The 26,760-nt window shown below is 33.9% G+C and carries 25 protein-coding genes; 9 read left to right on the top strand and 16 right to left on the bottom strand.

Going from position 1 to position 26,760, the window contains the following annotated elements:
• Window positions 1-266: 266 nt before the first annotated feature.
• Window positions 267-1,322: a calcium/proton exchanger gene (gene cax / locus LC076_RS15300; RefSeq protein WP_226669973.1), complete on the bottom strand. Its 1,056-nt coding sequence runs from the start codon at window positions 1,320-1,322 to the stop codon at window positions 267-269.
• Window positions 1,323-1,631: 309 nt separating this feature from the next.
• On the opposite strand from cax, the gene LC076_RS15295 reads away from it, so the two are divergent.
• Window positions 1,632-2,057, top strand: a complete 426-nt coding sequence (locus tag LC076_RS15295) for a pyridoxamine 5'-phosphate oxidase family protein (RefSeq protein ID WP_226669972.1) — start codon at window positions 1,632-1,634, stop codon at window positions 2,055-2,057.
• Between the two features lie 220 nt (window positions 2,058-2,277).
• On the opposite strand, the gene LC076_RS15290 is transcribed toward LC076_RS15295, so the two are convergent.
• Window positions 2,278-2,661, bottom strand: a complete 384-nt coding sequence (locus tag LC076_RS15290; protein ID WP_226669971.1) for an OsmC family protein — start codon at window positions 2,659-2,661, stop codon at window positions 2,278-2,280.
• Window positions 2,662-3,008: 347 nt separating this feature from the next.
• On the opposite strand from LC076_RS15290, the gene LC076_RS15285 reads away from it, so the two are divergent.
• Window positions 3,009-4,199 carry an MFS transporter gene (locus LC076_RS15285; protein ID WP_226669970.1) on the top strand — a complete coding sequence of 397 codons (1,191 nt, stop codon included), beginning with the start codon at window positions 3,009-3,011 and terminating at the stop codon, window positions 4,197-4,199.
• Window positions 4,200-4,470: 271 nt separating this feature from the next.
• Here LC076_RS15285 and LC076_RS15280 read toward each other — a convergent pair whose 3' ends face one another.
• Window positions 4,471-4,995 (bottom strand): GNAT family N-acetyltransferase, encoded by a 525-nt coding sequence (locus LC076_RS15280; protein WP_226670002.1) that lies wholly within the window; start codon window positions 4,993-4,995, stop codon window positions 4,471-4,473.
• A gap of 404 nt (window positions 4,996-5,399) precedes the next feature.
• On the opposite strand from LC076_RS15280, the gene LC076_RS15275 reads away from it, so the two are divergent.
• The gene (locus LC076_RS15275) at window positions 5,400-5,549 is read left to right on the top strand and encodes a BH0509 family protein (protein ID WP_226669969.1); all 150 of its coding nucleotides are present in this window, start codon (window positions 5,400-5,402) and stop codon (window positions 5,547-5,549) included.
• Between the two features lie 320 nt (window positions 5,550-5,869).
• Here LC076_RS15275 and LC076_RS15270 read toward each other — a convergent pair whose 3' ends face one another.
• The 3 genes from LC076_RS15270 to LC076_RS15260 all read right to left on the bottom strand — a co-directional run bounded on the left by LC076_RS15270 (window position 5,870) and on the right by LC076_RS15260 (window position 7,612).
• Window positions 5,870-6,691: a YihY/virulence factor BrkB family protein gene (locus LC076_RS15270; protein ID WP_226669968.1), complete on the bottom strand. Its 822-nt coding sequence runs from the start codon at window positions 6,689-6,691 to the stop codon at window positions 5,870-5,872.
• Window positions 6,692-6,706: 15 nt separating this feature from the next.
• The gene (locus LC076_RS15265; protein ID WP_226669967.1) at window positions 6,707-7,033 is read right to left on the bottom strand and encodes a YtxH domain-containing protein; all 327 of its coding nucleotides are present in this window, start codon (window positions 7,031-7,033) and stop codon (window positions 6,707-6,709) included.
• Between the two features lie 108 nt (window positions 7,034-7,141).
• Window positions 7,142-7,612 (bottom strand): low molecular weight protein-tyrosine-phosphatase, encoded by a 471-nt coding sequence (locus LC076_RS15260; protein ID WP_226669966.1) that lies wholly within the window; start codon window positions 7,610-7,612, stop codon window positions 7,142-7,144.
• A gap of 196 nt (window positions 7,613-7,808) precedes the next feature.
• On the opposite strand from LC076_RS15260, the gene LC076_RS15255 reads away from it, so the two are divergent.
• Window positions 7,809-8,036, top strand: coding sequence for a DUF1128 domain-containing protein (locus LC076_RS15255; protein WP_204954777.1), 228 nt, complete (start codon window positions 7,809-7,811; stop codon window positions 8,034-8,036).
• Between the two features lie 55 nt (window positions 8,037-8,091).
• Window positions 8,092-8,247, top strand: a complete 156-nt coding sequence (locus LC076_RS15250; RefSeq protein ID WP_226669965.1) for a hypothetical protein — start codon at window positions 8,092-8,094, stop codon at window positions 8,245-8,247.
• Between the two features lie 206 nt (window positions 8,248-8,453).
• Here LC076_RS15250 and LC076_RS15245 read toward each other — a convergent pair whose 3' ends face one another.
• Together LC076_RS15245 and LC076_RS15240 are read right to left on the bottom strand one after the other, a co-directional pair.
• Window positions 8,454-8,969, bottom strand: a complete 516-nt coding sequence (locus tag LC076_RS15245; RefSeq protein ID WP_226669964.1) for a type 1 glutamine amidotransferase domain-containing protein — start codon at window positions 8,967-8,969, stop codon at window positions 8,454-8,456.
• Between the two features lie 185 nt (window positions 8,970-9,154).
• The gene (locus LC076_RS15240; protein ID WP_226669963.1) at window positions 9,155-10,864 is read right to left on the bottom strand and encodes a methyl-accepting chemotaxis protein; all 1,710 of its coding nucleotides are present in this window, start codon (window positions 10,862-10,864) and stop codon (window positions 9,155-9,157) included.
• A gap of 366 nt (window positions 10,865-11,230) precedes the next feature.
• Here LC076_RS15240 and LC076_RS15235 point away from each other — a divergent pair, with 366 nt between their 5' ends.
• Entirely contained in the window at window positions 11,231-11,716 is a 486-nt protein-coding gene (locus tag LC076_RS15235) for a GNAT family N-acetyltransferase (protein ID WP_226669962.1), read from the top strand.
• Between the two features lie 138 nt (window positions 11,717-11,854).
• Here LC076_RS15235 and LC076_RS15230 read toward each other — a convergent pair whose 3' ends face one another.
• Window positions 11,855-12,799, bottom strand: coding sequence for an alpha/beta hydrolase (locus tag LC076_RS15230; protein WP_226669961.1), 945 nt, complete (start codon window positions 12,797-12,799; stop codon window positions 11,855-11,857).
• A gap of 144 nt (window positions 12,800-12,943) precedes the next feature.
• Here LC076_RS15230 and LC076_RS15225 point away from each other — a divergent pair, with 144 nt between their 5' ends.
• A complete protein-coding gene (locus LC076_RS15225; protein ID WP_226669960.1) occupies window positions 12,944-14,434 on the top strand; it encodes an FAD-dependent oxidoreductase in 1,491 nt (496 codons plus the stop codon).
• Between the two features lie 1,299 nt (window positions 14,435-15,733).
• On the opposite strand, the gene LC076_RS15220 is transcribed toward LC076_RS15225, so the two are convergent.
• From LC076_RS15220 to LC076_RS15210, 3 genes are all read right to left on the bottom strand, one after another.
• Window positions 15,734-16,441: a hypothetical protein gene (locus LC076_RS15220; protein ID WP_226669959.1), complete on the bottom strand. Its 708-nt coding sequence runs from the start codon at window positions 16,439-16,441 to the stop codon at window positions 15,734-15,736.
• A gap of 120 nt (window positions 16,442-16,561) precedes the next feature.
• Window positions 16,562-17,944, bottom strand: a complete 1,383-nt coding sequence (locus LC076_RS15215; protein ID WP_226669958.1) for an alanine/glycine:cation symporter family protein — start codon at window positions 17,942-17,944, stop codon at window positions 16,562-16,564.
• Between the two features lie 98 nt (window positions 17,945-18,042).
• Entirely contained in the window at window positions 18,043-18,882 is an 840-nt protein-coding gene (locus LC076_RS15210; protein ID WP_226669957.1) for a HipA family kinase, read from the bottom strand.
• A gap of 421 nt (window positions 18,883-19,303) precedes the next feature.
• Here LC076_RS15210 and LC076_RS15205 point away from each other — a divergent pair, with 421 nt between their 5' ends.
• Entirely contained in the window at window positions 19,304-20,584 is a 1,281-nt protein-coding gene (locus LC076_RS15205; RefSeq protein ID WP_226669956.1) for an MDR family MFS transporter, read from the top strand.
• Between the two features lie 94 nt (window positions 20,585-20,678).
• On the opposite strand, the gene LC076_RS15200 is transcribed toward LC076_RS15205, so the two are convergent.
• Entirely contained in the window at window positions 20,679-22,169 is a 1,491-nt protein-coding gene (locus LC076_RS15200; protein WP_226669955.1) for a methyl-accepting chemotaxis protein, read from the bottom strand.
• Window positions 22,170-22,539: 370 nt separating this feature from the next.
• Between LC076_RS15200 and LC076_RS15195 the strand changes: the two genes are divergently transcribed.
• On the top strand, window positions 22,540-22,671 hold the full coding sequence (locus tag LC076_RS15195) for a YflJ family protein (protein ID WP_146949925.1): 132 nt from the start codon (window positions 22,540-22,542) through the stop codon (window positions 22,669-22,671).
• A 54-nt stretch (window positions 22,672-22,725) separates the two neighbouring features.
• Here LC076_RS15195 and LC076_RS15190 read toward each other — a convergent pair whose 3' ends face one another.
• The 3 genes from LC076_RS15190 to LC076_RS15180 all read right to left on the bottom strand — a co-directional run bounded on the left by LC076_RS15190 (window position 22,726) and on the right by LC076_RS15180 (window position 26,718).
• Window positions 22,726-23,823, bottom strand: coding sequence for a nitric oxide synthase oxygenase (locus tag LC076_RS15190; protein ID WP_226669954.1), 1,098 nt, complete (start codon window positions 23,821-23,823; stop codon window positions 22,726-22,728).
• An 85-nt stretch (window positions 23,824-23,908) separates the two neighbouring features.
• Window positions 23,909-24,628 (bottom strand): 5-formyltetrahydrofolate cyclo-ligase, encoded by a 720-nt coding sequence (locus LC076_RS15185; protein ID WP_226669953.1) that lies wholly within the window; start codon window positions 24,626-24,628, stop codon window positions 23,909-23,911.
• Between the two features lie 200 nt (window positions 24,629-24,828).
• Window positions 24,829-26,718, bottom strand: a complete 1,890-nt coding sequence (locus LC076_RS15180; RefSeq protein ID WP_226669952.1) for an ABC-F family ATP-binding cassette domain-containing protein — start codon at window positions 26,716-26,718, stop codon at window positions 24,829-24,831.
• Window positions 26,719-26,760 lie beyond the last annotated feature (42 nt).

Below are 26,760 nucleotides of genomic sequence, written 5' to 3'. Positions count from 1 at the left end.
TTAACTGATAATAGCGTATAATAAACTCATACAAAAGAGTATTTCTGGATTTTGGTTTAACTCTTTTGCAAGCGTTACCAATATCTCTAGTTTACTGTTTCGTCCTACACAAACGTAAGACTCTGTGCCTTGTCGCACAGAGTCTCTTTTTATAAGGTTTTTTTCTGAAGTATTTGTTGATAATTAACCTAATTTGTTGTTAGCAACAAATTTACGAGAACAACACTTCATAAACAAAATTATACTTAATGTTTCTGCTTCTTATTTTACAATAAATAAAACCCAATTCCCATAATTATATATGCGGCTAATAAAGTTGCTCCTTCAAACCAGTTCGTATCTCCATCATTTGTAATAGATATTGTTAACAATACGGCTGTTGCCATTGAAATTAATTCAGGTAATGTAAATACAAGTGGCATTTTCTCGGTGAAAAAGAGAGAAATAAGTACTAATAGTGGTGCTACAAACATCGCCACTTGTAATGTAGAGCCAACCGCAATTTCTACTGCAATATTCATTTTGTTTTTATAAGCCATAATAATTGCTGAAGCGTGTTCAGCAGCATTACCTACAATTGCAACAATAATAACACCAATAAATAACTCAGACCAGCCAAATTGTTCACCAACAGTTTCAAAAGTATGTACTAACTTCTCTGATACATATGCTACCGCTACCGTTGACAGAAGTAAAATGAGTAATGCTTTTCTCTTTGACCACTCTGGTTCCTCATGTATTTCTACAACATCTGTTTTTTGTTGATATACACCTCTATGAGTGACCAGCTTAAAGAATAATGCAGCCAAATATAAAATGATTAAAATCACAGATATTCCAACACTTAAAGAAAGTGTTTTTGGTTCATTCATATCCATGGAAAATACTTCAGGAATCACGAAAGCAACAATCACCGAAAACATTAACAATCCTGAATTGTGACGTGCATCGTAAATATTAAATTCCTGTCGCTTATATTTCAATCCTCCAATAAAAAAGCTTAAACCTGCTACAAGTAATAAATTCCCAATAACTGAACCAGTAAGTGATGCTAAAACAACACCAACTAAACCTGCTTTTAATGCAAATATTGAAATAATCAGTTCAACGGCATTCCCAAAGGTTGCATTTAATAATCCACCTATTCTAGGACCTGCTACAATTGCTAAACTTTCAGTCGCTCTTCCCATAAATCCTGCCAATGCAATAATTGTTAAACAATAGATCACGAACATCAAAATTGATGACCAGTGAAGAATACTCCCAATAACAGATAAAGGAACTCCAATAAAAACCAAAATGGCAAAAATTCGATTAACCAACAACCATCACCTAACCCTATTCATTTTATTATGACTGTATCGAATCACAATGATGTTAATACCCTAAAAATGATAGTATGACTCTATTTTGTATTATAATCCTTTTAAGGATAATAGGAAATAATATCCTTTTTTATTTAGTGGCTCTGATAAATTTATTGTTATTTTCCGTTACAAACATTTGCTTTCCAAGAAAACAAATAGTAAATAAATGAATGAATTTAGGTTTTTATTGCACATTAATAAGGGTACGTAATTTATATACATACGCTTAGGCGTACAATTTATATGAAAGGGGTTTTTTAGATTATGAGCGATCAATTAAAAGAAAAATTACTTGAAGTTATCAAAAATCACAAGGTTGGTACATTATCAACGATTCGACAAAATAAACCTTTTTCTCGTTTTATGATGTTTTTTCATGAAGATGGAGAGTTAGTGTTATACACAGCTACTAATAAAGAAACTCATAAAGTAGAGGATATTAAAGCAAATCCCAATGTTCATGCATTGTTAGGCAATGACTGCAAAGGGTGGGACGACCCCTATGTTGAAGTAGAAGGTACAGTATCTGTAGAGGAATCCAAAGAACTGAAGGAAAAATTCTGGAATGATCATCTTAAAAGCTGGATTCCTACTGCAGACGACCCAAACTATCTTTTATTAAAAATCACACCAAGTTCATACCGCTATTTCGATCAATCATCAAGCAAAGCAGAAGTGTATACAGTATAAAATTAAGAGTCAGTCCCTCAACACATTAACATGATGAGGGACTGACTCTTTTATATTGGCTGTTTTCGTAAACTTTGTTGTTTTTGGAATTAAGATGTAAACAACTCTGTATCAAGTCTAGTGGCTTCTTTTCTTCTGAAAATCGCACCTTTTATACGATAACACACTGATTACAACAAATAATGACGTCTATTGGCAACAATATTTCAGAAAAGAGCCTTTATATTAGTTCAAATGTTTCCTCTATTTCAATACTACCTTTAACGGATTGTGCCATTGGGCAGTTTTTACTTGCTAATTCAATCGACTGTTGGATTTTCTTTTCGTTAAGATTTTCTCCCTTTATTATGTAGTGAATATGTATTATTTCAATCTTATTTGCTTCTGCTTCATTTCTTTTAACCTTAGTATCAATCGTCATATCTTCTATTTCAATTCTTTTCTTCGTTAAAATTTTTCGTAAAACTCCACCACTACAAACAGCAATTGAAGCTACCATTAATTGAAACGGTCTATAACCATATGCTTCATCACCTGCAACATGCAATTCACCATAATCTGTCGTTGTTGTAAATCCTACATCTTTTTTCATATTAAATTGCATTTCTAACACCTCATGTTTTTTATCGATATTGTATATGAAAATTCAACTTTAAGAAAGCGAACACTTTCCATACACCTTGTTTATTTGGATAATTCATTATAAAGTATTATATGGGCAAAATGGTTTTAGGCATTCAGATTGTCGATCAAGCATAACTATTAGAGAATTACTTTGACGTTCTTTCTATGTTGATATAATACTAGGTTAATTGACTTTAAAAGTATAGAAACTAATCCATAGAGAATTCACTCCACAGACCAAACCGACGAAGAATTCCCCGGAATTATCATAGGGAAAATGAATCTCTATACGTAGATCAAGAAAATATAAAAAATAGAGGTAATACTATGAAAAAGCAACAATTGCGTTTTTGGATTTTAGTATCAATCGTCGGCATTTCTGGTTTTAGCCAAGGCATGCTTCTCCCCCTTATTGCAGTCATCTTTGAGAACAGTGGGCTTTCATCAGATTTAAATGGCTTGAACGCAACCGCTATGTATATTGGTATACTACTTGTTTCACCTTTTATGGAAGCACCATTAAGAAAATATGGTTATAAACCCATTATCATTTTGGGCGGCTTCCTAGTGGCACTTGCATTAGGTTTATTTCCTCTTTGGAAATCATTTTGGTTTTGGTTTGCACTGCGGCTTGTCATTGGCATTGGTGATCACGCCTTGCATTTTGGAACACAAACTTGGATTACAACATTTTCTTCTGAAAAAAATCGAGGAAGAAACATATCTTTATATGGGTTGTTTTTTGGTGTTGGCTTCGCAGTTGGTCCATTATTAACACCATTAGTGAAAATAAATGAAGCATTGCCCTTCATTATCTCTTCTGCACTTTGTTTTATTGGCTGGTTTTTATTGTTTATTTTAAAAAATGATTTTCCGGAGCAAACATTAGGAGTTAATTCATTCAAAGAAACAATGAAACGTTTTAGAAACGCATGGAACTATGGGTGGGTCGCATTTCTACCTCCATTTGGTTATGGATTTTTAGAAGCCTCATTAAATGGTAGTTTTCCTGTCTATGGCCTACGAATTGGCTTGGATGTCACAAACATATCTATCTTGCTTTTTTCTTTTGCAATTGGAGCAATAACCTTCCAACTTCCATTAGGAATACTTAGTGATAAATACGGTCGTAGAACAATTTTGCTCTCGATTCTATTACTAGGATTTATCAGTTTTACTTCAGCAAGCTTTTTAGAAAGCTCTGTTACGGGATTGATTGTTTGTCTATTTATTGCGGGGATGGTCGTTGGGTCAACCTTCTCTCTTGGAATTAGTTACATGACAGATCTTATGCCTCAAAATTTGTTACCAACAGGCAATTTATTATGCGGAGTAGCATTTAGTATTGGAAGCTTAACTGGTCCCTACCTAGGTGGTATGTTTATAAAATACGCAAACAATATTAGTTATTTTCTCATCATTAGCTCTATGTTGCTGATCATTTTTATATCAATTGCTGTTTCTAAGCCACGAGCTATTTCAACAAATAGCATAAATAATGATGCATCATTTCATTAATTTATAGAGGCTGGGTCATAACGTAGTAATTAACAAAAATTTCGAACAAAGTAATGTTTTAGCGGATGAAATATACGTAGACTCCTGCGGGATGCAAACAGGCGGCTAGACCCCACAGTGCTTAGCACGAGGAGGCTTGCCAGCTTCCCGCGGAAAGCGGAGTATATTTCAGGAGCGACGTAACTACACCTACATCCTTTGTTCGGTTTCTATTTTGTGAAAATACTTATGTACCAGCCTTTTTCTCTTCGCTTAAAAATCTTATGAATAATTAAGTCAACTTCACACGATCCCTTTGCACATTAAATCTCCCCATAATAATCGTATGATAATAATTGCCGTCAGATAAAAGCTTGTCTTTTTTTAGGATCCCTTCAACTTCAAAACCATGTTTTTTATAAAGCTTAATCGCTTTATCATTCGTTTCAAGTACACTTAAGTTAACTTTTTCTATACCGTTTTGATCAGCCCAATTCAGAGATTCTTTTAGTAAGTTTTTCCCTATTGCATAACCCCAATATTCTTTTAACACACAAACTCCGAATTCTACTTTATGAGACGTTCTTTTTAGTGTATTTCCCACACATCTAGAAAAACCGACAATAGCTCCATCCACTTCGGAAACTAAAAATAAGTTATTTTCACTATCCGTATCATCTTTTATGATCATTTTAAAGCCTGATTCATCGATGTAATGTTCTCCTCTTTCTCGATCTAAATATTCTGTTTCTCCATCTATTTGCAATCTTAATTGTGATAGTTTCTTCGCGTCCATTTCCTTTGCTGATCGTATCATATAGCTTAAATCATTAATCGTATATCTATTGCTATTTATCTTCAAAATCTTTCCCCCGTTCAGTTGATCGAAGCAATGTTTATTAGGCATTGTTATTTTACATTGAATGTTCAAGGTATGGAAGATAGTACTTTTTTATAAAGGCTGTTTTCGCAAACGTTGTTTCTTTTAAATACCCAAAGCAATCAGCACTGTCTTAAGTCTAGTGGCATCTTTTACTCATAAATTAGTGCCCTTATAGTGAAAAAACATTGTTTTCACTCCGAATTTTGGTTACGTAGCAACAATCGTTCAGAAAAGAGTCTTAAAAAAATCAAAAAAATGTTTGAACATTTCGCTTCTTCTGTTATATAATAGTATTAACAAATATAAACTGTATCATAACAATAAAGGGAGATGTTGAAATGATGAGCAGACAAGAGCGAAGAAATATGATTGAATTTATTGAAAGAATGAGAAAAATTGATAAAGATTCCATGTTATACATGACAGATGCTGACATTGAGCATATTTATAGTACAGTGTATAACAGCTATATTGAATTAGCTGAATAAAGAGCTGTTTTCATTTTTACTAGGAAAACGGCAGAAGCTACAGACCAAAACTAAGTTCAAATTATTAATTAAAAAAGGCTAACTAGGATGATTTATCCCGTTAGCCTTTTTACATTAATGATAGCCGTTTTGGCCGTTTGCACTTCCACTTGTTTTATGCTTTGGTTTTTGATTAGAATTTTGCTTCGTATGGTGACCATCTTTTTTTTGCTTTGCCATCATTAATCCCCCGCTATTCTATAAAATAAAGACTAACTGTCTTCATCAATACTATTCCACAGGCTGATTAATGCTATTAGCTAAAATAATTGGAAATTACTTTAAACAGCACGTTTTCTTTTATAAAGAATAGCATTTAGTTCACCGCCTAAGATAATGATCATCCCAGACAGATAAAGCCAAATCATTAATACAATGATCCCTCCGATGCTTCCATATGTTGCACTATAGTTGGCGAAATTCCCTACATAATAAGAAAATGCCAATGAGGCGACAATCCAGCCAATGGTAGCAGCGATTGCTCCTGGCAATCCATCCTTAATATGCAATTTCTTGTTTGGTGCGATAAAGTACAGAGCAGAGAAAACAATAAAGAGAATGATCCCACTAACAAGCCAACGTAATGTATTCCAAATGGTTAGAAATAAGTCTGAAAATCCGAAATTTGAGGCAATAAATAACCCAATTTCCTTTCCAAATACAGGTAACAGTAAGGCAACAACGATAACAAACACCATTCCTATTGTTAATACAATCGCCATTCCTCTAGCAACGATAAATGATCTACTTTCCTTCACATCATATGCACGATTAAATGCTCTTACAATCGCGTTAATTCCATTTGATGCAGACCAAAGTGTTGCGATAATACCAAAAGATAAAAGTCCACCATTTTTGTTATTTAAAATTTGATCCAGTGTCTCGTTGATAAGCTGCATAGATTCACCTGGAGCAAACTCCTGTATGGTATTTAGTACATCTTCTTGTGATATTGGTAAGTATCCTAATAACGTTATTAGGAAAATTAAAAACGGAAACAATGATAAAAGGAAAAAGTAAGATAGCTGCGCAGACAACCCTGGTACTTCATCATTTGTAAATCGATCAAATAATTCCTTTAAAAATGAGCCTTCCTTTAACATATATTCACCTCACGATTATTGTCGTTTTGGAAGAAATCTGTCCTTTGTTTCTTGAAGCATATTTAACACCTGTGGCGTCGTTTCTTTCAATTCTTTTACTTTTTCATTAAGAAAGGATACATCTTCTGATACTTCTTGAACTGCGTCCTTCATATCATCAATCTTTAGCTTCACATCGTTTGTAAAAGACGTTGGATCCTTTACATATTTATTAAGCCTTTCCGTGACATTCTTTCCAGAATTAATCACTTCTTCTCGTGTATGTTTGTCCATTAACGATACAGCTGCCCCGACTAGTGCTCCAATTAACATTCCTGTTAATAATTTATTTTCTTTCCCCATAAATTGATTCACCCTTTCTTCTTGTTATTTTGCTCTTTATAACTGCCTGTTTTTTGAAAAAAATGTTCTTCTAAGTCGCCAAGTTTGCACCTAGAGCTTAAACAAGGCCTATAACTTATGTTCTTCTTTTATTTCCTTTAATAAACTTTGACAACTTTTGTAAACCATCTCATAAACTTCTTCAAAGTTTCCTGTATAATATGGATCTGGGACATCTGCAATAGGATAATCTTCTATGTAGTCTAATATGCGTTGGATTCTTCCTGACGGCTGAAAACCTGCTAATCGTCTAATATTCCCTACATTTTCAGTATCCATCCCAATGATATAATCATAAGAAGTCAGATCCGCTTTTGCTAATTGTCGTGCTCTCTGACCTTTGTACGATATGTTATGCAGATCTAAAATATTCCTTGTTCCTTCATGTGGTTGTTTACCAACATGCCAGTCACCTGTTCCTGCAGAGTCTACATTTATGTCTTTTTCTAGACCTTCTTTATTAATTAATTGTCTCATAATGGCCTCTGCCATAGGTGAACGACATATATTTCCTAAACACACAAATAATATGTTAACCATGTTTTCCTCCTATTCTTTTTTACCCATATTCTTACTTATAAAAACAAACACTCACTACATAATAATGATACTATCTTTCTCCATGAAAAAACATCAAGGAAAGAACTAGATGAAGTGGGAAGTTTTTGAATGCTTGTCACGTTTTCATGATACAATAACATTAAATCTAGTCGTTATGATGAAAGGAATGAAAGATATGAACCTTACAGAAAAATCTGCTGAAAACGTTGAATACATGATTGAGCAAATAAAAGAAAAGTTAAGAGTACTTAATTTCGGAGCAATAAAACCTTCACACTTTGATGAAAACATGTACGAAGAGCTAAAAGATATTTATGAGCTTGTGATGAAAAAAAATTCATTCAGTCCAAATGAAATGCAAGCGATCGCTGAAGAGTTAGGAAATCTTCGTAAAGGTCAATAAAACATTCTTACCTTCCCCACGTCATCATATGATGAACTAAGGGGGAGATTTTTTTATGTTGAATTTATGGTTGGTCACAATCTCATTAGGCGGATTCCTCGTCGTTTCGATTGGGCTTGTCCTATTTGCACTAAAAGGGGCGGTAAACTCTGAAGATTCATACCGTGTAGATCCAATCCCAACTGATAATGACCAGGAAATTAAAAAGTGATAAAATTGCGCATATTATTTAACATTCTGCAAAATATATAAGGCACTTAGGGATTGTTCTTAATATTCAGTCCAAAGTTTCTTATATTACAGAAATGAATTTTGGTTTTATCATTTTCTTCCTATAGAAAAGGCCCCTCTAAATAAACATACGATTTCATGTTTGTTAGAGGGGCCTTTTCTCTTTTACCTTCATCCATGTTTAAATTAACTTATAAGCTTTAAAGCTTCTCTAGTAAAGACGGGAATATCATCTGGATTTCTACTAGTTACGAGTTGATTACCACAAACAACAACTTCTTTATCCTGCAAATTTGCACCTGCATTCTTCAAGTCAACATGTATCGACTTAAACCCTGTTGCATCACGTCCCTGTAATGCTTCTGCTGTGATCAAAAGCTGTGGACCATGGCAAATCGCAAATACAGGTTTCTTGTCATCCATAAACGAGTTCGCAAACTCAACATACCTTTGATCCGCTCTTAAAATATCTGGAGAAAATCCACCCGGAATAAATAATGCATCAAATTCCTCAGGTTTCACATCATCAATACCTGCATCAATTTCTACTCTTGCTTCTCCTTGCTTACCTGAAACTGTTTTACATTTAACTTCTTCAATAACTGTTAAGCTATGGCCAGCTTCTTTAAACTCTTTAGCTGGTGCTGTATATTCTACATCTTCAAATGAATCTGTTAACAAAACCGCAATTTTCTTAGACATGCTGTTCATAACCTCCCATTTTTTATTACATTATTTAAATACCCGGGCTTGTTTATGTTAAACATGTCATTGACCTGAGAGCTGTTGGCAACTGGAGGTAGCACCTAAAAACCAACAATTTCCCAATACTTTCTAACCTTACAAAAAAAGCTTGAGCATCATACGAAACCCAAGCTTTACCATTGTTATTTTGATAATTTAAAACGGTTTATTAAAGTATTTAAGCTCTCTGCAATTTCTGATAATGAATTAGCATTATGTGAAATCTCAGTCATAGAACTATTGGTTTGTTGAACCGAAGCAGTCGTTTGTTCAATACCTGCTGCTGATTCTTCTGTTACCGACACAACACTTGCAATATTCACATTCATATCTTGTGCTTTCTCAGATATACTTGATAGATTATCTGAAATCACTTCAATTTTTGTTGCCATATTCGTTACTAATTGATCAATTGAAATAAAAGTATCTCCAGTTATCTTTATTTGATTTGTACCTTCTTCTACTTGTACATATCCATTTTGCAAAGAAGTAGCAACACTGTTCGATTCTGTTTGAACATTTTGAACAATGGTTGTTATATCACTAATTGAATTTGTTACCTGCTCAGCTAATTTTCTAACTTCATCTGCAACAACTGCAAAGCCTTTACCATTTTCACCTGCTCTTGCTGCTTCAATTGCCGCATTTAAGGCTAAAAGGTTTGTTTGATTTGCAATCCCTTCTATAACAGAAACCAACTTCGATATCTCTTTTGTCTGATTGTCCAGGCCTTTGACTTTTTCAACAGATTCTTTGACGATTTTATTGATCTCATTCATCTGTGTAACAGATTTATTCATTAATTCATTTCCTTGCTTTGTTGCTGCCAAGACATCCTTTGAAGACTCTGAGGCACTAATAGCACTGTTATCAGCATCAACAATTTGCTCGATAAAACTCACCATCGCATGTGACATTTCCTGTGTGTGATTTGCTTGAGATTCCGCCCCTGCAGATAATTGTTGCATTGTTGCAGCTACTTGTTCCGTTCCCTCTCTTACCTCATTAGACGATTGTGTAAGTTCTTCACTCTGACTACTTACTGTCTCAGATGAAGTTGCCACCTCTTTAATTAACTCTTTAAGATCTTTTTTCATAACATTTAATGCATCTACTAACTGTCCAATTTCATCTTGTGATTTTGTTACAACAGCATCACCGCTCAGATCTCCTGAAGCAATCTCATTCATACTTACTACTACTTTTTTAATAGGTTTTACAATTGCATTGGCAATTAATAAAGCAACTATGATTCCTATGACAATAACCAATGCTGACAAAAATACACCTGCACTCTTTATCCATTCACCTTGACTTAAAATTGATTCACCGGTTGTCATAATGCCGCTTTCTCTATTTGTAGCAAGCTCTTCAAAGCCAGCCATAATCTCGCGTGCTAAAGGTTGAACCTCATCCACAAGAATTCGTTTTGCTTCTTCTTCATTTCCACTGTCATAAGCAGAAAAAACTCTATTCTGAACTAGTTTTCGCCACTGTACACTTTGATCAACAAGCTTCTTTAGCTCTTCCGAATCGCTAAGACTTAGTGCTGTTTCTTGAATAGTTTTACTATCTTCCGTATACTGCTCAAAGCTTTCTTTGTAGCTCACATCACCATATAGAACATATCCTCTAACCAACGCAATTCTTTGAGAAATATTAAACGCCAACTTTTCATCAGCTATTAATAATGGTAATTCCTTATCTACCATTGATTGAGTGTTTTTATTAATCAAAGAGATTGCACTGTTATTAAATAATGACATAAAAACAGTTAATAAAATCACAACAAGAAAACCTAGCAGTAGTTTTAATTTTAGGCTTTTCAATTGCAATACTTTCTTCTTTTTCATTGTCCTTACCCCTTAATCCCCTATTTTTTTACCCCTGTTGGAAAAATCACTTATTTTATTACAGGTATATGTGTGTTGAGACATACATCTCAAATGATTAAGCTAACAATTTAGTAATTAACTGAGCCTTTTTTATATAAAATAAAGTGGACGTTAGTTTTATAGTTAAATTTATTAACTCATCCATTAACATCAACTAATAATGATACGAAAAAGTACTAATTACCTACGCTATTCGCCTATTGAAGGAAATTATATAACATTCTTATTCAAAATACTCCCTTTTTCGACATTTTTTTTAAAAAAAGGAGTTTGTCTACTAAATAAAGAATTAAAATAGACAAGATGAATTAGGGGGAATTTGTTTTGAATATAACGTTTAAACAGGCCAACACGGAGGATATCCCTTTTCTTTGGGATATGCTTTACGAAGCTATATACGTAAATGAAAATGAAGAAAAGCCACCAAGAAGCATCCTTAACAATCCTGAATTAGCAAAATACGTTGAAAATTGGGGCAGAGGTGGAGATCTTGCAATAATTGCTAAGGATGAAAATAATCAAAACTTAGGAGCTGTATGGATACGTTTATTTGATGATACAAATAAAACCTATGGTTATGTTGATCATACAACACCTATTTTGAGTATGGCAATATTACCCGAATTCCGCGGAAAAGGCATCGGATCAAAGCTATTAAAAGAGATCTGTTTCCTTGCTTCTACTAATGGATATAAAGCTATTTCACTTAGCGTAGATCCTGCTAACAAAGCTTTAACATTATATGAGAGAATTGGATTTAAAAAGGTAGGTATTAATGGAACTTCTTGGGATATGAAATTGAGTTTTTAATTTATTATTGATGTTTTTCGTTTGTTGCTTTTAGTAATTTATTGGAAAACTCACTGTATAGAGTCTAATGGCATCCTTATACTTAAATCAATTAGCAATAATCGTTCAGAAAAGAGCCTTCTGAACAGAGCACACTTACTAAACACGCTGTTTTTCTTTGAGCAAGCTTCCTGGACAAGCTTGTTCAATTTCTTTAATGAACTCAATAACCTTTCTTTCATAGCCTTTCGGATCCGTATTATAAGCTTCTGCATGTCCTGCTTCAGGTACAATATAGAGTGTTTTCTTCCCTTTTTTTCGCTTAAACATTTCGATTGTCATTTGTAACGGTATAAATGAATCTCTTTTTCCATGAATAAAGAGTATGGGGGTTTTTATCTTTTCTAGACCTTTTATTGGCGAAATTTCTGGAAAGCTCCACCCATGACGAAGCTTGACCAAATAACTAATAGCATCTATTAAAGGATAAAATCGTATTTTCAAGTCCAATTTTAATCTTAATTTCAATAATGATCTAAAATCACTAAATGCACAATCGGCTATACAAAATCGCACTCTGTGATCTCGCTTACTTACTTCAAGTGCTGAAGCAGCACCAAGTGATTCTCCTAAAAGACCTATATACGCTTTCTTCCCAAACCTCGTTGTTGCATAATCAATCCATGCCTTTAAGTCATCTTTTTCATAATACCCAAATGATGTGTATGACCCTCCACTCAAACCATGAAAACGATGGTCACATAAAAGAACATGAAATCCTCTTTTTTGAAACATTTCTACATACTTAAAGCTGCCAAACAACGACCATTTTATCCCGTGTGCAATAATAATCACTTTTTTACTATTCTCTACAGGAAAAAGCATGCCATGTAGCTTGTATCCATGATAAGAACGAATATATACTTCTTCCTTATTTATCGTTTGAAAAACTTGATCATCTATTTCACCTTTTTGTATCCCAAGCTTATAAGTTTTATCATAAGCAACTTTTCTCGGAGATAGAAGGAGACGACTAACAACATATAAAAACAATGAGCTAACTAACACAACGGTAGCTAAAGACATCATAAACCACTGCCACATACAGCATCTCATCCCTTCTAGGCTTTTTTATATACTATTAAGAAGTGAGAAAAGATGTGAAAGCAAAACACATTCATCATCGTAAATCGTGTTTAAAATGGATAAAATAACTATAAAAGTTCTTTATGATCGGTGGTGCATGATATGCCAAACGATATTATTGTCGTTGGAGGAGGAATCGGTGGATTAACAGCCGCTGCCTTTTTAGCTAAAGATGGGTTTAACGTGAAAGTGTTAGAAGCATCAAATGAATGGGGAGGCTGTGCTGGTAAATTTGCTCGTGGACACTATTTGTTTCCTGTTGGAGCTACATTAGGAATGGGTTTTGAAGAAGATGGTGTTCATTCCATATTATTTAAGAAATTAGGAATAGAAGCTCCTTCTCACGAAATACTTCCTACTGTTATGGATATTCATTTTCCATCTAAAACAGTTCACTATTATAAAGACCGTTTATTATTTTTAGAAGAATTAAAGAAGCATTTTCCACATTTAGATGAAAAGCTACAACCTTTTTATGAAGAAATATGGAAAATAGGAGCAGAAGTAAAAAATTTAATGGTTAAGCTACCTGTTCTTCCTGCAAAAACAACAGCAGAATGGCTGCTACTAATGAAATCTATCCGACTACAATCTGTTCAACTGCTTCCTTATCTTCATTCAACGTTTTCTTCACTGCTAAAAAAGCACAAACTTACAGAGGAAAAGGAATTTGTTGCCCTACTTGATTCTCAGTTGATTGATTCTATGCAAACAACATCCTACGATTGCTCAGCTATTATTGGTGCTTTTGCTCTTACTATTTACCATGAAGGAGCATTTTATCTTGAAGGTGGATTATTTGAAATTGCTCACTCTTTAACAAAGGTAATTGAAGATCATGGTGGGACTCTTATTAAACGAGCCAAAATAACAAACATCACTAAGCGAAATGAGATATATGAAGTTGTTGATCAACGGAACAGATCTTGGTCTGCAGATCATGTTGTTTGCAACCTGCCGATTCCTAATTTAGTTCAATTACTTGAGCCGAGTTTTATAAAAAATCTTTCTAACAGTTATCAAAGAAAAACGGATGCTTCTCATTGGGGAACAATGACTCTTTACCTAGCTATGAAAGAAGAAGTGATCCCTCCTAATACACCATTATTTCAGCAAATTCTTCAAGGAGAACATCATGAAATGTCAGAGGGAAATCATCTGTTTCTTTCTCTTTCAAAATATGGTGACACAAAGCGCGCACCTGCTGGAACAAGAACACTAACCGTTAGCACACATACAAATCTTGAATTATGGCGTACAAAAGAAAATTATGATCAATACAAAAATACATTAAGCAGAAAAATGATGGAAGGTGTAAAAAAGGCTTTTCCTACTATTGAAGAAGGAATGATTCACTTTATAGAAGGAGCCCCACGTGCCTGGGAACGATTTACAGGTCGACAACTAGGAATGGTCGGTGGCTTTGCTCAAACAAAAGAAAATGCCCTATTCAACAGTTTATCTCATAGAACTGGCATTAAAAACCTTTGGACCTGTGGTGACAGTGTATTCCCAGGTGCGGGAACAATTAGTGTTTCGATCAGTGGATATCATGTTTATCGTTCGATTAAAGCACAAGATAAAAGGTCTTGAAAATAGGTATTACATGAGTGTAACGACCCCAATTCAGGGTGTGAAAAGGTAAGGAGAACGTAAAGAATTAGCGTAAATTAAAATTGGTGAAATATTTAACATGACTGATACCATTATGGTAAATTATATAATTTTTTTCACAATAAGCCCCTTTAATATGGTTACCTGATGTAACTCTGATTATCAGAACCCTTGTTCATTTAAACTGCACCTTTACTCAACCAGAACAGCTACTAATCTGCTTAGATTAGTAGCTGTTCTTTTTCCATATTCACCATTTGATTGCTAAAGAGTTCAATTAAGTCTGACTAATAACCTATGTAAAATATTAAACTTAGATCTGATCTAACTATGAATGATATTATAATTTGTTCCCCAATTATTTAATATGTAGATATAGACAATAATATAAAAAAATACACCTATCAATAAATTTCTGTTCGAATAAACATAATCTCCTCTTTTTAAACTATCAACTATTGAGTATATCCAAAGAGCGAAGGGTAATAATCCCAATATTAATATCAATGGTATTGTAAATATAAAAACATATAGAGTTATAAGTATAAACCCTTTTAAATGCTCTCCTCGGTAAAGTTGAAATAATCCAGGTAAAAAAATTGAAATTATTATTTTAAATAAAGCCTTCACAGTGTTAACTATTTCATTATACCTCCTACAAATTCTATTTTATTAATGTCATGAAAGATGTTAGAGTCCATTCTTCATTTTTAAATAATAATCGCCCTTAATCCCGAAAAAGCTTGAAGGAAAGCAATGATAACAAAAAAGAAAACTAAATATATTTGAATTCCAGGAACATCTTTCATAAAATAACCCTCTCTTCACATTAAAGAATATAACCTAATATTTAATTATACTGCTCCGTAGTTTAAGAACTTTCCTTCACAAACCTTACAATTATTTTAACATAAAATTACAATTCTCTACTTAGTTACTAAGTAATCAACATAGCAATCTGCATACCTAATAACATAGTATTTAGCACCTTGACAACAGCTATTGTTACTACTTGTTATTTAAGGTACCATTTCGTATGATCATTCAATTGTTAATTTCCAATAAAATATATATATTAAGGAAAAAGCAACAGACCAAATCATATGCGATTTGGTCTGTTACTTAGTTTGCTGTTTTGAATGTTTTTCCATGAAACCTGAACTACTTAACCTCAAAATCAACTGCTTTTTCATATTTGATTACCATACTAATTTTTTGTATTTTCATAAAGATAATTTTAGATTGTATACAAGAAACCATTACTACAAAATCAGCCTTTTAAATAGTCCACTGATCATGCACAATCGCAACTAACTTCCACTCTCCGCTTTCATCCTGCTCAAAAGCTAAATTTAATGCCTTCCAGTCCATATTGTCGTATTCTTCCGTTCCTTTTACATAATACTCAACAACATGTGCACCAGGAAAAATCTCTTTAACATTACGTATCATATTGCCTCGTGCTTTTTTTGGATTAAACACTATTTCATCTTCTTCATCAAAAGAAGCATCATAAATATATTTATCATAATAAGCAGCTGGTGTTAATTCAATCGGGTGTCCACTTCCATCTTCATTACCCCACATATATTCTTCTTCATCATTCATGAAATTCTCAACTTGATCTTTCTTAAAGGTAACTGCATTTTCTTCAACATATACATACGGCGAAAATAACAAACCTTTTTCTGGGTGAACATATTCCGTAAGCTTTTCAATGTCTTTATTTTTTAACAAAGTTAGAATTTCATCAGCTTTTTCTTTAATCATTTCTTCATCTGTTTTTTGAGTTTCCTCATTATTTTCAACCGATTCAGCAGTATCTTCTACATCTTCATTATTTTTTTCTTTAGTATTCTCATTTTCCGTTGTGTTTTCTTGTTCTGAATTATTTTCAGTCGTCATCTCCTGATCTTCAGCACCACTTTGACATCCCGTAACTAGAAAAGCAGCTAATAATAGAGATAAACATCCATTCATTTTCATTAAATGCTCCTCCTTTTAAACTAAATAGATTTAGTCCATTATTTACTATCCACCTATTTCTTTTACTATTTGTTACATTTTAAAGAAATATGCTCATTTGTGTTAGTTAGTCAGGAAATCTTATTCAGATCCTGATTTTCTAATGTCCTTTAAATAATATTGATCTGAGGTGAAAAACTCATCCTTCAGACGCTTCACTTCATTACTTAACAGTAATACTGCGATAATATTTGGTATCAAAATAGCAGCTAAAGCTAAATCAAGGAATTGCCAAATCACCTTGGCGCCACCTATACTTCCGATAATGATTGAACCTAAATAAACAAACTTCATCATTTCACCTGTTTTATGGCCAAATAAAAATTCAGCCTGTTTCACACCATAAAATATAATCACTACAACTGTTGAGATCACAAAGAATATAAGTGAGATACTTACAAGATAGCTGCCAATCGTTCCGAAATAATAACTGAATGCTTCAGTTGTTAGTGAAGCGGAGTTATCGATAGCTCCCTCTCTTGTCCAAACATCAGAAGAAAGCACAACAAATGCAGTTGCCGTACAGATAATTAACGTATCTATCACAATACCCATAACTGCCCAAAACCCTTGTCTAATAGGGTGATCTGTTTGTGCTGCCGCATGTGCGATTGGTGCGGTACCTAAACCTGCTTCATTAGAATAAAGGCCACGTGCAAATCCCCAACGAATAATTTCTCCAATTGCTGCTCCTGCAAAACCACCTAAAGGAGCCATCGATGAGAACGCATTTGAAAATATTAGATTAAGAACATATGGAACTTGATCAAGGTTCATTAGTAGAATAAGGACGGCTGCTCCAACATAAAAGAAGGCCATGATTGGCACAATTACCTCTGTTACTTTACCGATTCTTTTAATCCCACCAAATACGATCAGAGAAACAATTAAGGCGATAATAATTCCTGTAACTAATGGGGATAGTTGAAATGTTTCATTTACAGCTGCTGAAACAGCATTTCCTTGAACCATAATACTAGGAATTAGCTCAATCATCAGGGCAAATGCAAACCAAATTCCAAGCCATTTCATTTTTAAGCCTTTTGTCATGTAATACATAGGCCCACCAACATATTCGCCATTTTCCTTCTTTTCACGAAATCTTACAGCAAGTACACTTTCAGAAAATTTAATCGACATCCCTATAATTGCGATTACCCACATCCAAAAAATCGCTCCAGGTCCACCGAACATAATTGCTGCAGGTACACCAACAATGTTTGCAGCCCCTACTGTTGCAGATAATGCGGAGGTTAATGCTTGAAGAGGTGTAACTGTTCCTTCACCTTTTGGTTTCTTAAACACACTTCCAAACGTTTGTTTAAACATATAAATTGGATAACGAAATTGGAAAAATCCTAATCTTACCGTTAAATATACACCTGTAACTGCTAGTAAAGTGATTAGTGGTAATCCCCATAACCAACTTGATACACTATTTACTACATCTAAAATTTGGTTCATCGCTTTTCTCCTTTTAAGTTTGTTGTTTAGCGATTTCCCTATTTAGATGTTGTCGAAACAAAAAATGGAAGAACATTGTAAAAAATTGTTCTTCCTTATTACTTTGTATATTTATTTTTAATTTTTTCCACAAACTGATCTCGGTTTACTAATCGTTGTAATTTTGCCTCTTGATTTGTTACAACTTTCACGTTAGGTAGCTGTCTCAAAATGTCATACATGTGTGCAGGATGCTGAATTTTCTCCCATAGTTGTTTTGCTACGTAGAGTTTTTCATCGATATTTAACCATTTCTCTGGTAACTCTTGAATGATGTGAGAGATATCTTCTAAAGATATACTTTGAAGATGTAAAACAAACTCCTTCAATTTCAAATCATACGTTTCTTGAGGAATAAATGGATGTTGTTTTAATTGCTGTAAAAATTGCTCACTAATGTTCACTGTTGAATGTGATAGTATTTTCTTCAACAAAAAAGAAAAGCCATAATCTATTGCGATCATTTTATTTCCACCTTTCAATAAATTCAAATTATGTGGAGTACGATCGATATTGATTAAAAAGCAATCCCAAAAAAAGAGAAACAAAAGCTGATTGTCTTTATCGATAAAATCTGAATCAACTAGTTTCTCACTCTTTATATATGGAAACGCAAGATTAAATCCTGAGCTTTTTTCTATGAGTTCTCTTGTTTCTATATCAGCAATTTCATATTCCCACAGATTTCGAATATTCAACAAAAATGGTTCCAATACAGGAAGACTCATTTTAAGAGCAAGTTTGTTTGCGACCCATTCCATCACAAGAGAATCTGTACCTTCACCTGAGCCAGATAGCTTCACAAAAAATTCCTTATTATGCCCGTCTTGTATAACAATTGGTAAAGAAGATCCTGTTCGTAGTTCTCTTATAAACTTTAAAGGTTCTTTTACTTCCACTTAATTTCCTCATTTCTTTTTAGACTCTCTACAAACTAGTATATACTGGAAAATCTCTAGTTCAATCTTATTATTTTCTATATCCAAAATCAGGTATTATAGTGTTTTTTTAAATAATATTTCTTACCTTATAAATTTGAGTAAAAAGGTTAATTGTGTTGGCAATAAATCCTTTAAACACCCAATTAGAAAGAAAGATATGAACAATCTTATTGGTTTTGTCACCTAACTTCGATCATCTAATTTTTTCTTAGTAGAGCATTTTTCATAAATATAATTAGAAATACCCTATGTATATTTTCCAGCTTCATCATTCTATTACAATATTAATTTATGGTAAAAATTGAAATTCGACTATTGTATTTCGAGACCCGAAAGAGTATGATGAGTACGGTAGATTACATGAATTGGGGACACTTCTATGAGAATAAAAGATTGGGATTATAACCTTAAAATACGTCTAATTGGCGAAGGTTTAATGAATATTACATTTTGGATGTTTTTTCCGTTTTTAACAATCTTCTTTGCTGATGCATTTGGAAAAGGCAAAGCAGGATTTCTTCTAATCATTTCACAGGTTTTTTCTGTTTTAGCTAATTTAATGGGTGGATATTTCGCAGATCGATTCGGAAGGAAAACAATGATGGTTGTTGGTGCCTTCGGTCAAGGCTTATCCTTTATGATATTTGCTCTTTCAAATTCCCCTTGGCTGCAACTACCTATTTTAGGATTTATCTGTTTTGCTTTTGCTGGGGTTTTCGGCTCGTTTTACTGGCCTGCATCACAGGCAATGGTCGCAGATGTAGTAGCTGAGAAAGACCGAAGCAGTGTATTTGCTGTTTTTTATACTTCGATTAATATTGCTGTTGTTATTGGGCCTATTTTGGGTGCCATTTTCTATGTTCGATATCCTTTTGAGGTTTTACTAGGTGCTGGAATCATGTGTATGTTCCTCTCACTCTTACTAGCAAAACAAACCCGAGAAACTGCTCCAGTGTTTCAGGGTGAAACTGATATGAATAAGCAAAAATGGTATCATCCAATAATAAAACAAGTGAAAGATTATCATATCATTTTTAAAGATCAAACATTTTTGTTATATATTGTTGCAGGAACTCTTGTTGCCATGACATTTATGCAGCTAGATTTGATCATACCTGTTTATATTACAGATATGATCCAACAACAACAAGAAATGCTTAGAATTGGTGACTGGTCACTCACACTTAATGGAGAACAAGCATTTGGTGTTATCTTATCCGAAAACGGTCTGCTTGTTGCTTTATTTACAATAGTGATTACAAAATGGATGACTAAATTCAAGGAACGAAATGTCTTTATGATTTCCTCTATCATCTACGGAATGGCTATTTTCATATTTGGTCAAACGGGTTCTATATGGATCTTTATTTTTGCAATGGCTCTTTTCACTTTAGCAGAGCTTATGACAGCAGGTATTCAACAAACATTTGTTTCAAAATTAGCACCTGAAAATATGCGTGGACAATACTTTGCTGCATCAAGTCTAAAATTTACTGTAGGCAGAACAATCGCACCAATTGCTATACCTATGTCACTTTGGTTTGGATATCCAATTACATTTGCCATTCTTGGTGGTTTAGCGATCTTTAGTTCATTTTTATATTACTTGATGTTCCAAAAAGCTGAGAAAAATGCGCTTCAGAATGTGGAAGCAAGTTAAGTACAAAAAAAGAGCAGAAACAAAGATGTGAAATTAATCTTTGTTCCTGCTCTTTTTATATGTAGTAAATATACATGTAATTTAGTTTCAATTTTTAAGAAGCACCAGATAAACTTGCTTTCCTAATATTTTCCGCACTACATGATGTGCGCTCCATCAAATCTTCTATTGCTAAGTTATCATGAGTTAAATTGTCAATCGTCGCACTCATTTCCTGCATGCTAGCTGAAGATTGTTCAATTATTGCAGCTAAATCATTTGTTAAAAATTCAACATTTGCAGATTGCCCTTTAACACTTTCTGCAAATATAGTAAACTGCTCAAGCTCATCTGATAAATGATCCAATGTTGCTTTTACCCCAGTAATAGAATTTGTTACTTTTTCTGTTGAAATAACTCCTTTATTTATAACGAAATGACTTTCTTCAAGCTTTGTAACCGCTGCTGCATTGCTATCATTAAGGGTTTGTAGGTTTCCATTGATCTTTTCAGTTGTTGCTCTCGTCACATCAGCTAACTTTCTTATTTCAGTAGCAACAACTGAAAAGCCTTTACCAGATTCACCTGCTCTTGCAGCCTCAATCGATGCATTTAAAGCTAATAATCCTGTTTGATCTGTAATATCTTTAATCGAATTTGTTAAAGTATTCATTTCAGTAATTGTGTTTGAAAGCAATAAAAATGTTTGATCTAATTGAGATATCATTGTTTTCAATTCACTCATATCCGTAGTTAATTCTGATGCATACTGCTGACTTTCACCAATTGTGTCACTTGCACGACTGGACTCCACTCTAAGTTCATTAGACACAGAATGCAATTGTTGCATAGAGCCCATTGTTTCTTGTGCATTCTGTGAAATATCATTAATCTGCTGCGATTGATTCTGACTTCCTGCCGCTACTTCTTGAATCGCTAACTGCATTTCTTTTTGAGCTTCCATACTCCCTTGAATTTGCTTATTCGCTTGTGCAATCGCTTCTACAATTCCTGATACATTTTCTTCTAAATGATGTTTTTGTTCTTCTTTCTCTTTTGTCTCTTTTTCTGCAACAGCAATAAAGTTTTGCAGTTGTTTAAATTGTTGAGCATTCAAATAGATAACAACACCAAGAACTACACCCATCAGTCCATATATAATGCATGATGCTGGATAAATCGTTTCTAACGCTAAATTATTCGGTTGCTTCAAAATAAACGATAAAATCATCGTCACTAATCCTAAGCAATATCCTAACGCAAATATGTCTCTTTTCATATGAATAGAAGAAATCAATGTTAGAAATATTGTGATCATAATAATCTCTGAATTTGGTTCGAAGACAAATAGAGAACTAATAACAAATGCATAAATAAGAATGATACTTATATATGGAAACCATATTGGCTTTTTTAATAGTTTTTGAAAAATCAAATATACTAATATAAACGAGACCAGTTCTGTTCCATAATAGATTACTTTGGTGATATCTTGAACAACCAAGATTTTTACAACAGCTAATAATGCTGATATCGAAAACGAAACAAACATTAATGTATTCTTTTTTGTTATATCCGTAATGATCATTTTCTCCATCACATTCATACATGTACCCCCTCTATATCGTAAGATAGACTTCCTACTATTATCATATATACCATAGAAAATAGACGATACGTATCATATTTTGTCGATAGAATTAAAAATTTTTAGTTATTTTGATATAGCTGAATCTTTTAATGATTCATAGCTTCATTTACTAAAAGAACAGATAAAAAAATTTTTTTCTGTAAAATCCCTTCATGACAGTTTTCAGTGAAAATTCGATAAAAAACACCCCTTTTCACATCTTTTTATAGATGTTACAATGACACCACAAATCAAAAGAGGCCCCTATTCCTAAAGGATTAGTGGCTATTTTTGTCCCGTCTTTTTGACGGAGTTTCTAAGAATTAAATTTGAAAGGGTGTTTTTGATGCATAACGGAAGCAAAGGTTGGTACGTAAACGAATTAAAAAAGATGGGTGTTCGCCGTCATGAAGAGAAAAAACTCGAAAGCTACAAAAAACATTTTCTAGCTAACTTACTCGATAAACATAGTAGGTAATAATATGGAGTCAGACCCCTATAAAATTATGGGGTCTGTCCTTAGGTTAATGTGCTACTCTTGTCCATAAGGTGGCTCTTGGTAAAAGTAGTTTGGTTTCAATATCTTATTTTCATAGCTATTATGAAAAACATGAGTTGTTGCTGGTGATACAGGTGGGATTAACCAAGTCCAATTCCCCATTATTTGTCTAGAGCTATCTGTTTCATTTTGCTCAAACCGTTTAAATTGCTGTGCAGCTGTATGGTGGTCAACAATACTTACTCCAGCTTTTTTAAAAGAGTGTAGCACAGCCACATTTAGTTCAAGCAAAGCTCGATCTTTCCACAAATTCGCATGAGTTTTCGTATCCAAATTCATGATCGAAGCGACCTTAGGTAAAAGATTATATCGAAAGGAATCCGCTAAATTTCTCGCGCCTATTTCTGTCTCCATATACCATCCATTAAATGGTGCAGCAGAATAGACAATTCCTCCAATGTCTAATTTCATATCAGAGATGATTGGAACTCCATACCATTTCATATGTAAATCTGCTATACCTTCAATGTCAGGGTGAGTGATTTCAACTTCTAACACTTGTTTTTCTTTTAATGAAAAACACTGGGGATTATTGTTATTTTTTTGGATAACGAGTGGTAGAATATCAAAGTTCGTTCCTTCTCCGTTCCAGCCTAATTGTTCACATTGCTTTGTAAACTCAATTGATGCTGGATCACCTAAATACCCGTACTCTGTTTCATATCCTGCATACCGAATAAGCTGATGATTCCATATGCGAATTCGATTTCCCTCACCATTGTCAGGTTTGAAAATCGTGATAGCTGGCCTAATTTTTCCACCATTTGTAGCAAAAGCAATGTGGTTTTCTAATGCCTCAAAAACAGCAGGCTCTGTATCAGCTTTTCGCTCATCAAACACAGTTAACGTATTCCAAAATAAGCGTCCAATACACTTATTACTATTTCTCCAAGCCATTTTTGCCCCATATGTTAATTCTTCATTTGTATGCTCATATATACCTTTACTCTCTATCTCTAATTTGATCTCACTTAATCTGCTTTCTATTTCAACCTCTGATTTGCCAAGTTCGTTATAGGCAGTGCGAATAAACTGTTCTGCTTCTTTTAACAGTTGTGTGCTTGCAACCAATTTGGTCACCTCTTGTAGTTATACTTGTTTCGGTATCTATCTTACTCCTACATGCCCAGGTCGTCCAATTATAACAATCTAAGATTTAGGTTTGTTTATATTTTAATTCCCAAAGCTGCTGCAATACTGGCATTTCTTCCATTTCTTCTTCGGAAACATGATTCCACTCAATACCAGCTGGCTTTTCATATGGAGAGTTTGTCTTCACTAACCCCTCTTCAGTTGCGATCCAATCTACAGTTAAATCATATGTATCTCGTGGGATATCATCATGTACTAATTGTGTGCTATGAATGGATGTCACAATGGTAACTGGCGGATTACCAAGCTCCATTAAAAGCGCATATTCTCGGTCAGCATATCCTTCACCTTTGCCAATTCTTCTTCCATCTTGATGAATTGCCACAGAACCAACAACCATTAAATCAATTTGCGGAATTTCAGTTAAAGGGATTTCTTTTCCATATGATTTGATATGACTTAAGCTTGCAGCACGTCTTTCCTCACCCGCTGGAACCCATTCAGGCTTAACAATAATAAAGCCAGCTTTTAAGCGTGGAGTAGGAACTAATAATGTTTTACCATCAAGTAAAATCTGCTTTCGAAGAGGTAGCTGTGGTGAATCAGGATTTACTTTTATCACTTTTGCTGCCTTGTATTCAGGTAATGTTGTAATTTGGGCCGCAGCTTTTTCAGCACCTCTAAAATTCGGAATTCGATTAATTAAAGGAAATGGAAATCGACCATTTTTTTCTTCTGTTAGCTGCTTCCAAACCTTTTGCCTTATCTCGTCTTTTGTTTTCATCATTTTTCTCCGTCTTTCTATTATGTGTTAAATACTGGTGAAAATGTTTTGTTAAGCTCGAAGCAAGAATTTCATTTTTCCGAATGCTAACAGAATCCAACCAAGTTCAAATAAACCCTATTAAAAAGAACTTAAAGTAATCAAAACACTTTAAGCTCAAGTTCATTTTATTAATGAAAGATTGTTACTTTTTTACATAATCAACTATTTTCTATTTCTTCAACAAGTAAAGATAATTCTTCCCATCTTTCCATTGTTTCATCAAGCTGTTTATCGATCTTTTCTTGTTCTTTGTATAACTCTTGTACCTTGCCTAAATCACTGCCAGCTGCGGCAATTTCTTGTTCAAGTTGTTCTTTTCGTTCTTCAAGATTTGCAATCTTATCTTCAATTCCTTCCCACTCTTGCTGTTCTTTATAGGAAAGACGCTTTTTCTTTTCTTTTTTATAACCAGCTTTCTCTGATGCTGGCTCTTTTTCTTGAATCATTTCCTGAAGCTTTTTTTCTTCCATATAATCAGAATAGCTTCCTTGAAAGCGCGAAATATTTCCATTACTTTCAAAAACAACAAGATGATCAACAACACGATCTAAAAAGTAACGATCATGTGATACAGTTAAAACAACACCTGGAAATTGATCTAAATAATCTTCTAATACACCTAATGTTTGTGTATCAAGATCATTTGTCGGCTCATCTAAAAAGAGAACATTAGGCTCCTCCATCAAAACCTTCAATAAGTAAAGTCGGCGTCTTTCTCCACCTGATAACTTTCGGATATATGTCCACTGAGCAGATCGTGGGAATAAAAATCTCTCAAGCATTTGTTCAGCCGTAATCACTTGATTATCTATTGTATAGACAACTTCAGCTGTTTCTTTAATATACTCGACAACACGAAGATTTTCGTCCATCTCTTCCTGCTCTTGTGTATAAAAACCAATTTTAACTGTTGTACCAACCTCAATTACCCCTTGGTCAGCTTGTATTCTGCCAGCCATAATGTTTAAAAGGGTTGATTTTCCAGTACCGTTCGGACCAATAATTCCAAGTCTTTCACCTGGAGTAATTAAATAGTTAAAATCTTTAATCAGCTGTTTACCATCATATGACTTTGAGATATTTTCAAGCTCTAGTACTTTTTTTCCTAATCTAGTCGATCCAATTGCAAAGTCCAAATCCTTTTTAGCAGCAGGACCTTGTTGATCTTGTAGATCCTCCACGCGACCAATACGTGCTTTTTGCTTAGTTGTTCTCGCCTTTGCACCACGTCTAAGCCATGCTAGCTCACGTCTTAATAGATTTTGCCTTTTTTCTTCGGCATGCTCGGCATTGATTTCTCTTTCAGCCTTTTTTTCTAAAAACACTTCATAATTTCCTGAGTAGGTATAAAGCTGTCCTTGATCAAGCTCAAAGATCTGATTTGAAACGCGATTCAAGAAATAACGATCATGTGTAATCAAAACAATCGATCCACTATAACCCGCTAAAAATCCTTCAAGCCACTCTATTGTTTCATTGTCTAAATGGTTTGTTGGTTCATCTAATATTAAAATATCAGCAGGCTGAATAAGTGCTTTAGCAATAGCCACTCGTTTTTTCTGCCCACCTGATAAATACGTTACTTGCTTTTGAAAATCTGTAATTCCTAGCTTTGTTAACACTGTTTTCGCAACAGTATTCGCTTCCCACGCATCATGCTGATCCATTTTTTGCTGCATATTCATAAGATGCTTAAGCTTTGTTTCATTTTCTGGATCTATTTCTAGCTCGCTTAACGCAAGTTCATACTCTCTCATTACCTGCATAATCGGAGCATCACCATAATAAATCTGTTCAAGTATTGTTAAACCCTCCACAAGCTCTGGCTGTTGTGGTAAATATTCAATTCTCAATGAATTAGAATGGGTAATCTCACCAGAATCAGCTGTTTCCATACCTGAAATCACCTTTAATAAGGTAGACTTTCCTGTTCCATTCACACCGATTAAACCGATTCTTTGTTTTGCTGCAATGCTAAAAGAAATATGGTCAAATAAGACCTTTTCTCCATATGTTTTATATAAATTTTCAGCTTGTAATATGCTCATAATTATCCAATCCTTCTAAACAGTATGCCTCTATTGTACAGC

The sequence above is a fragment of the Metabacillus litoralis genome (assembly GCF_020524045.1).
GTDB classification, from domain to species: Bacteria; Bacillota; Bacilli; order Bacillales; family Bacillaceae; genus Metabacillus; species Metabacillus litoralis_C.
Note: the sequence above shows the minus strand (reverse complement) of the source record. Positions and strands in the feature narration are given on the sequence as shown.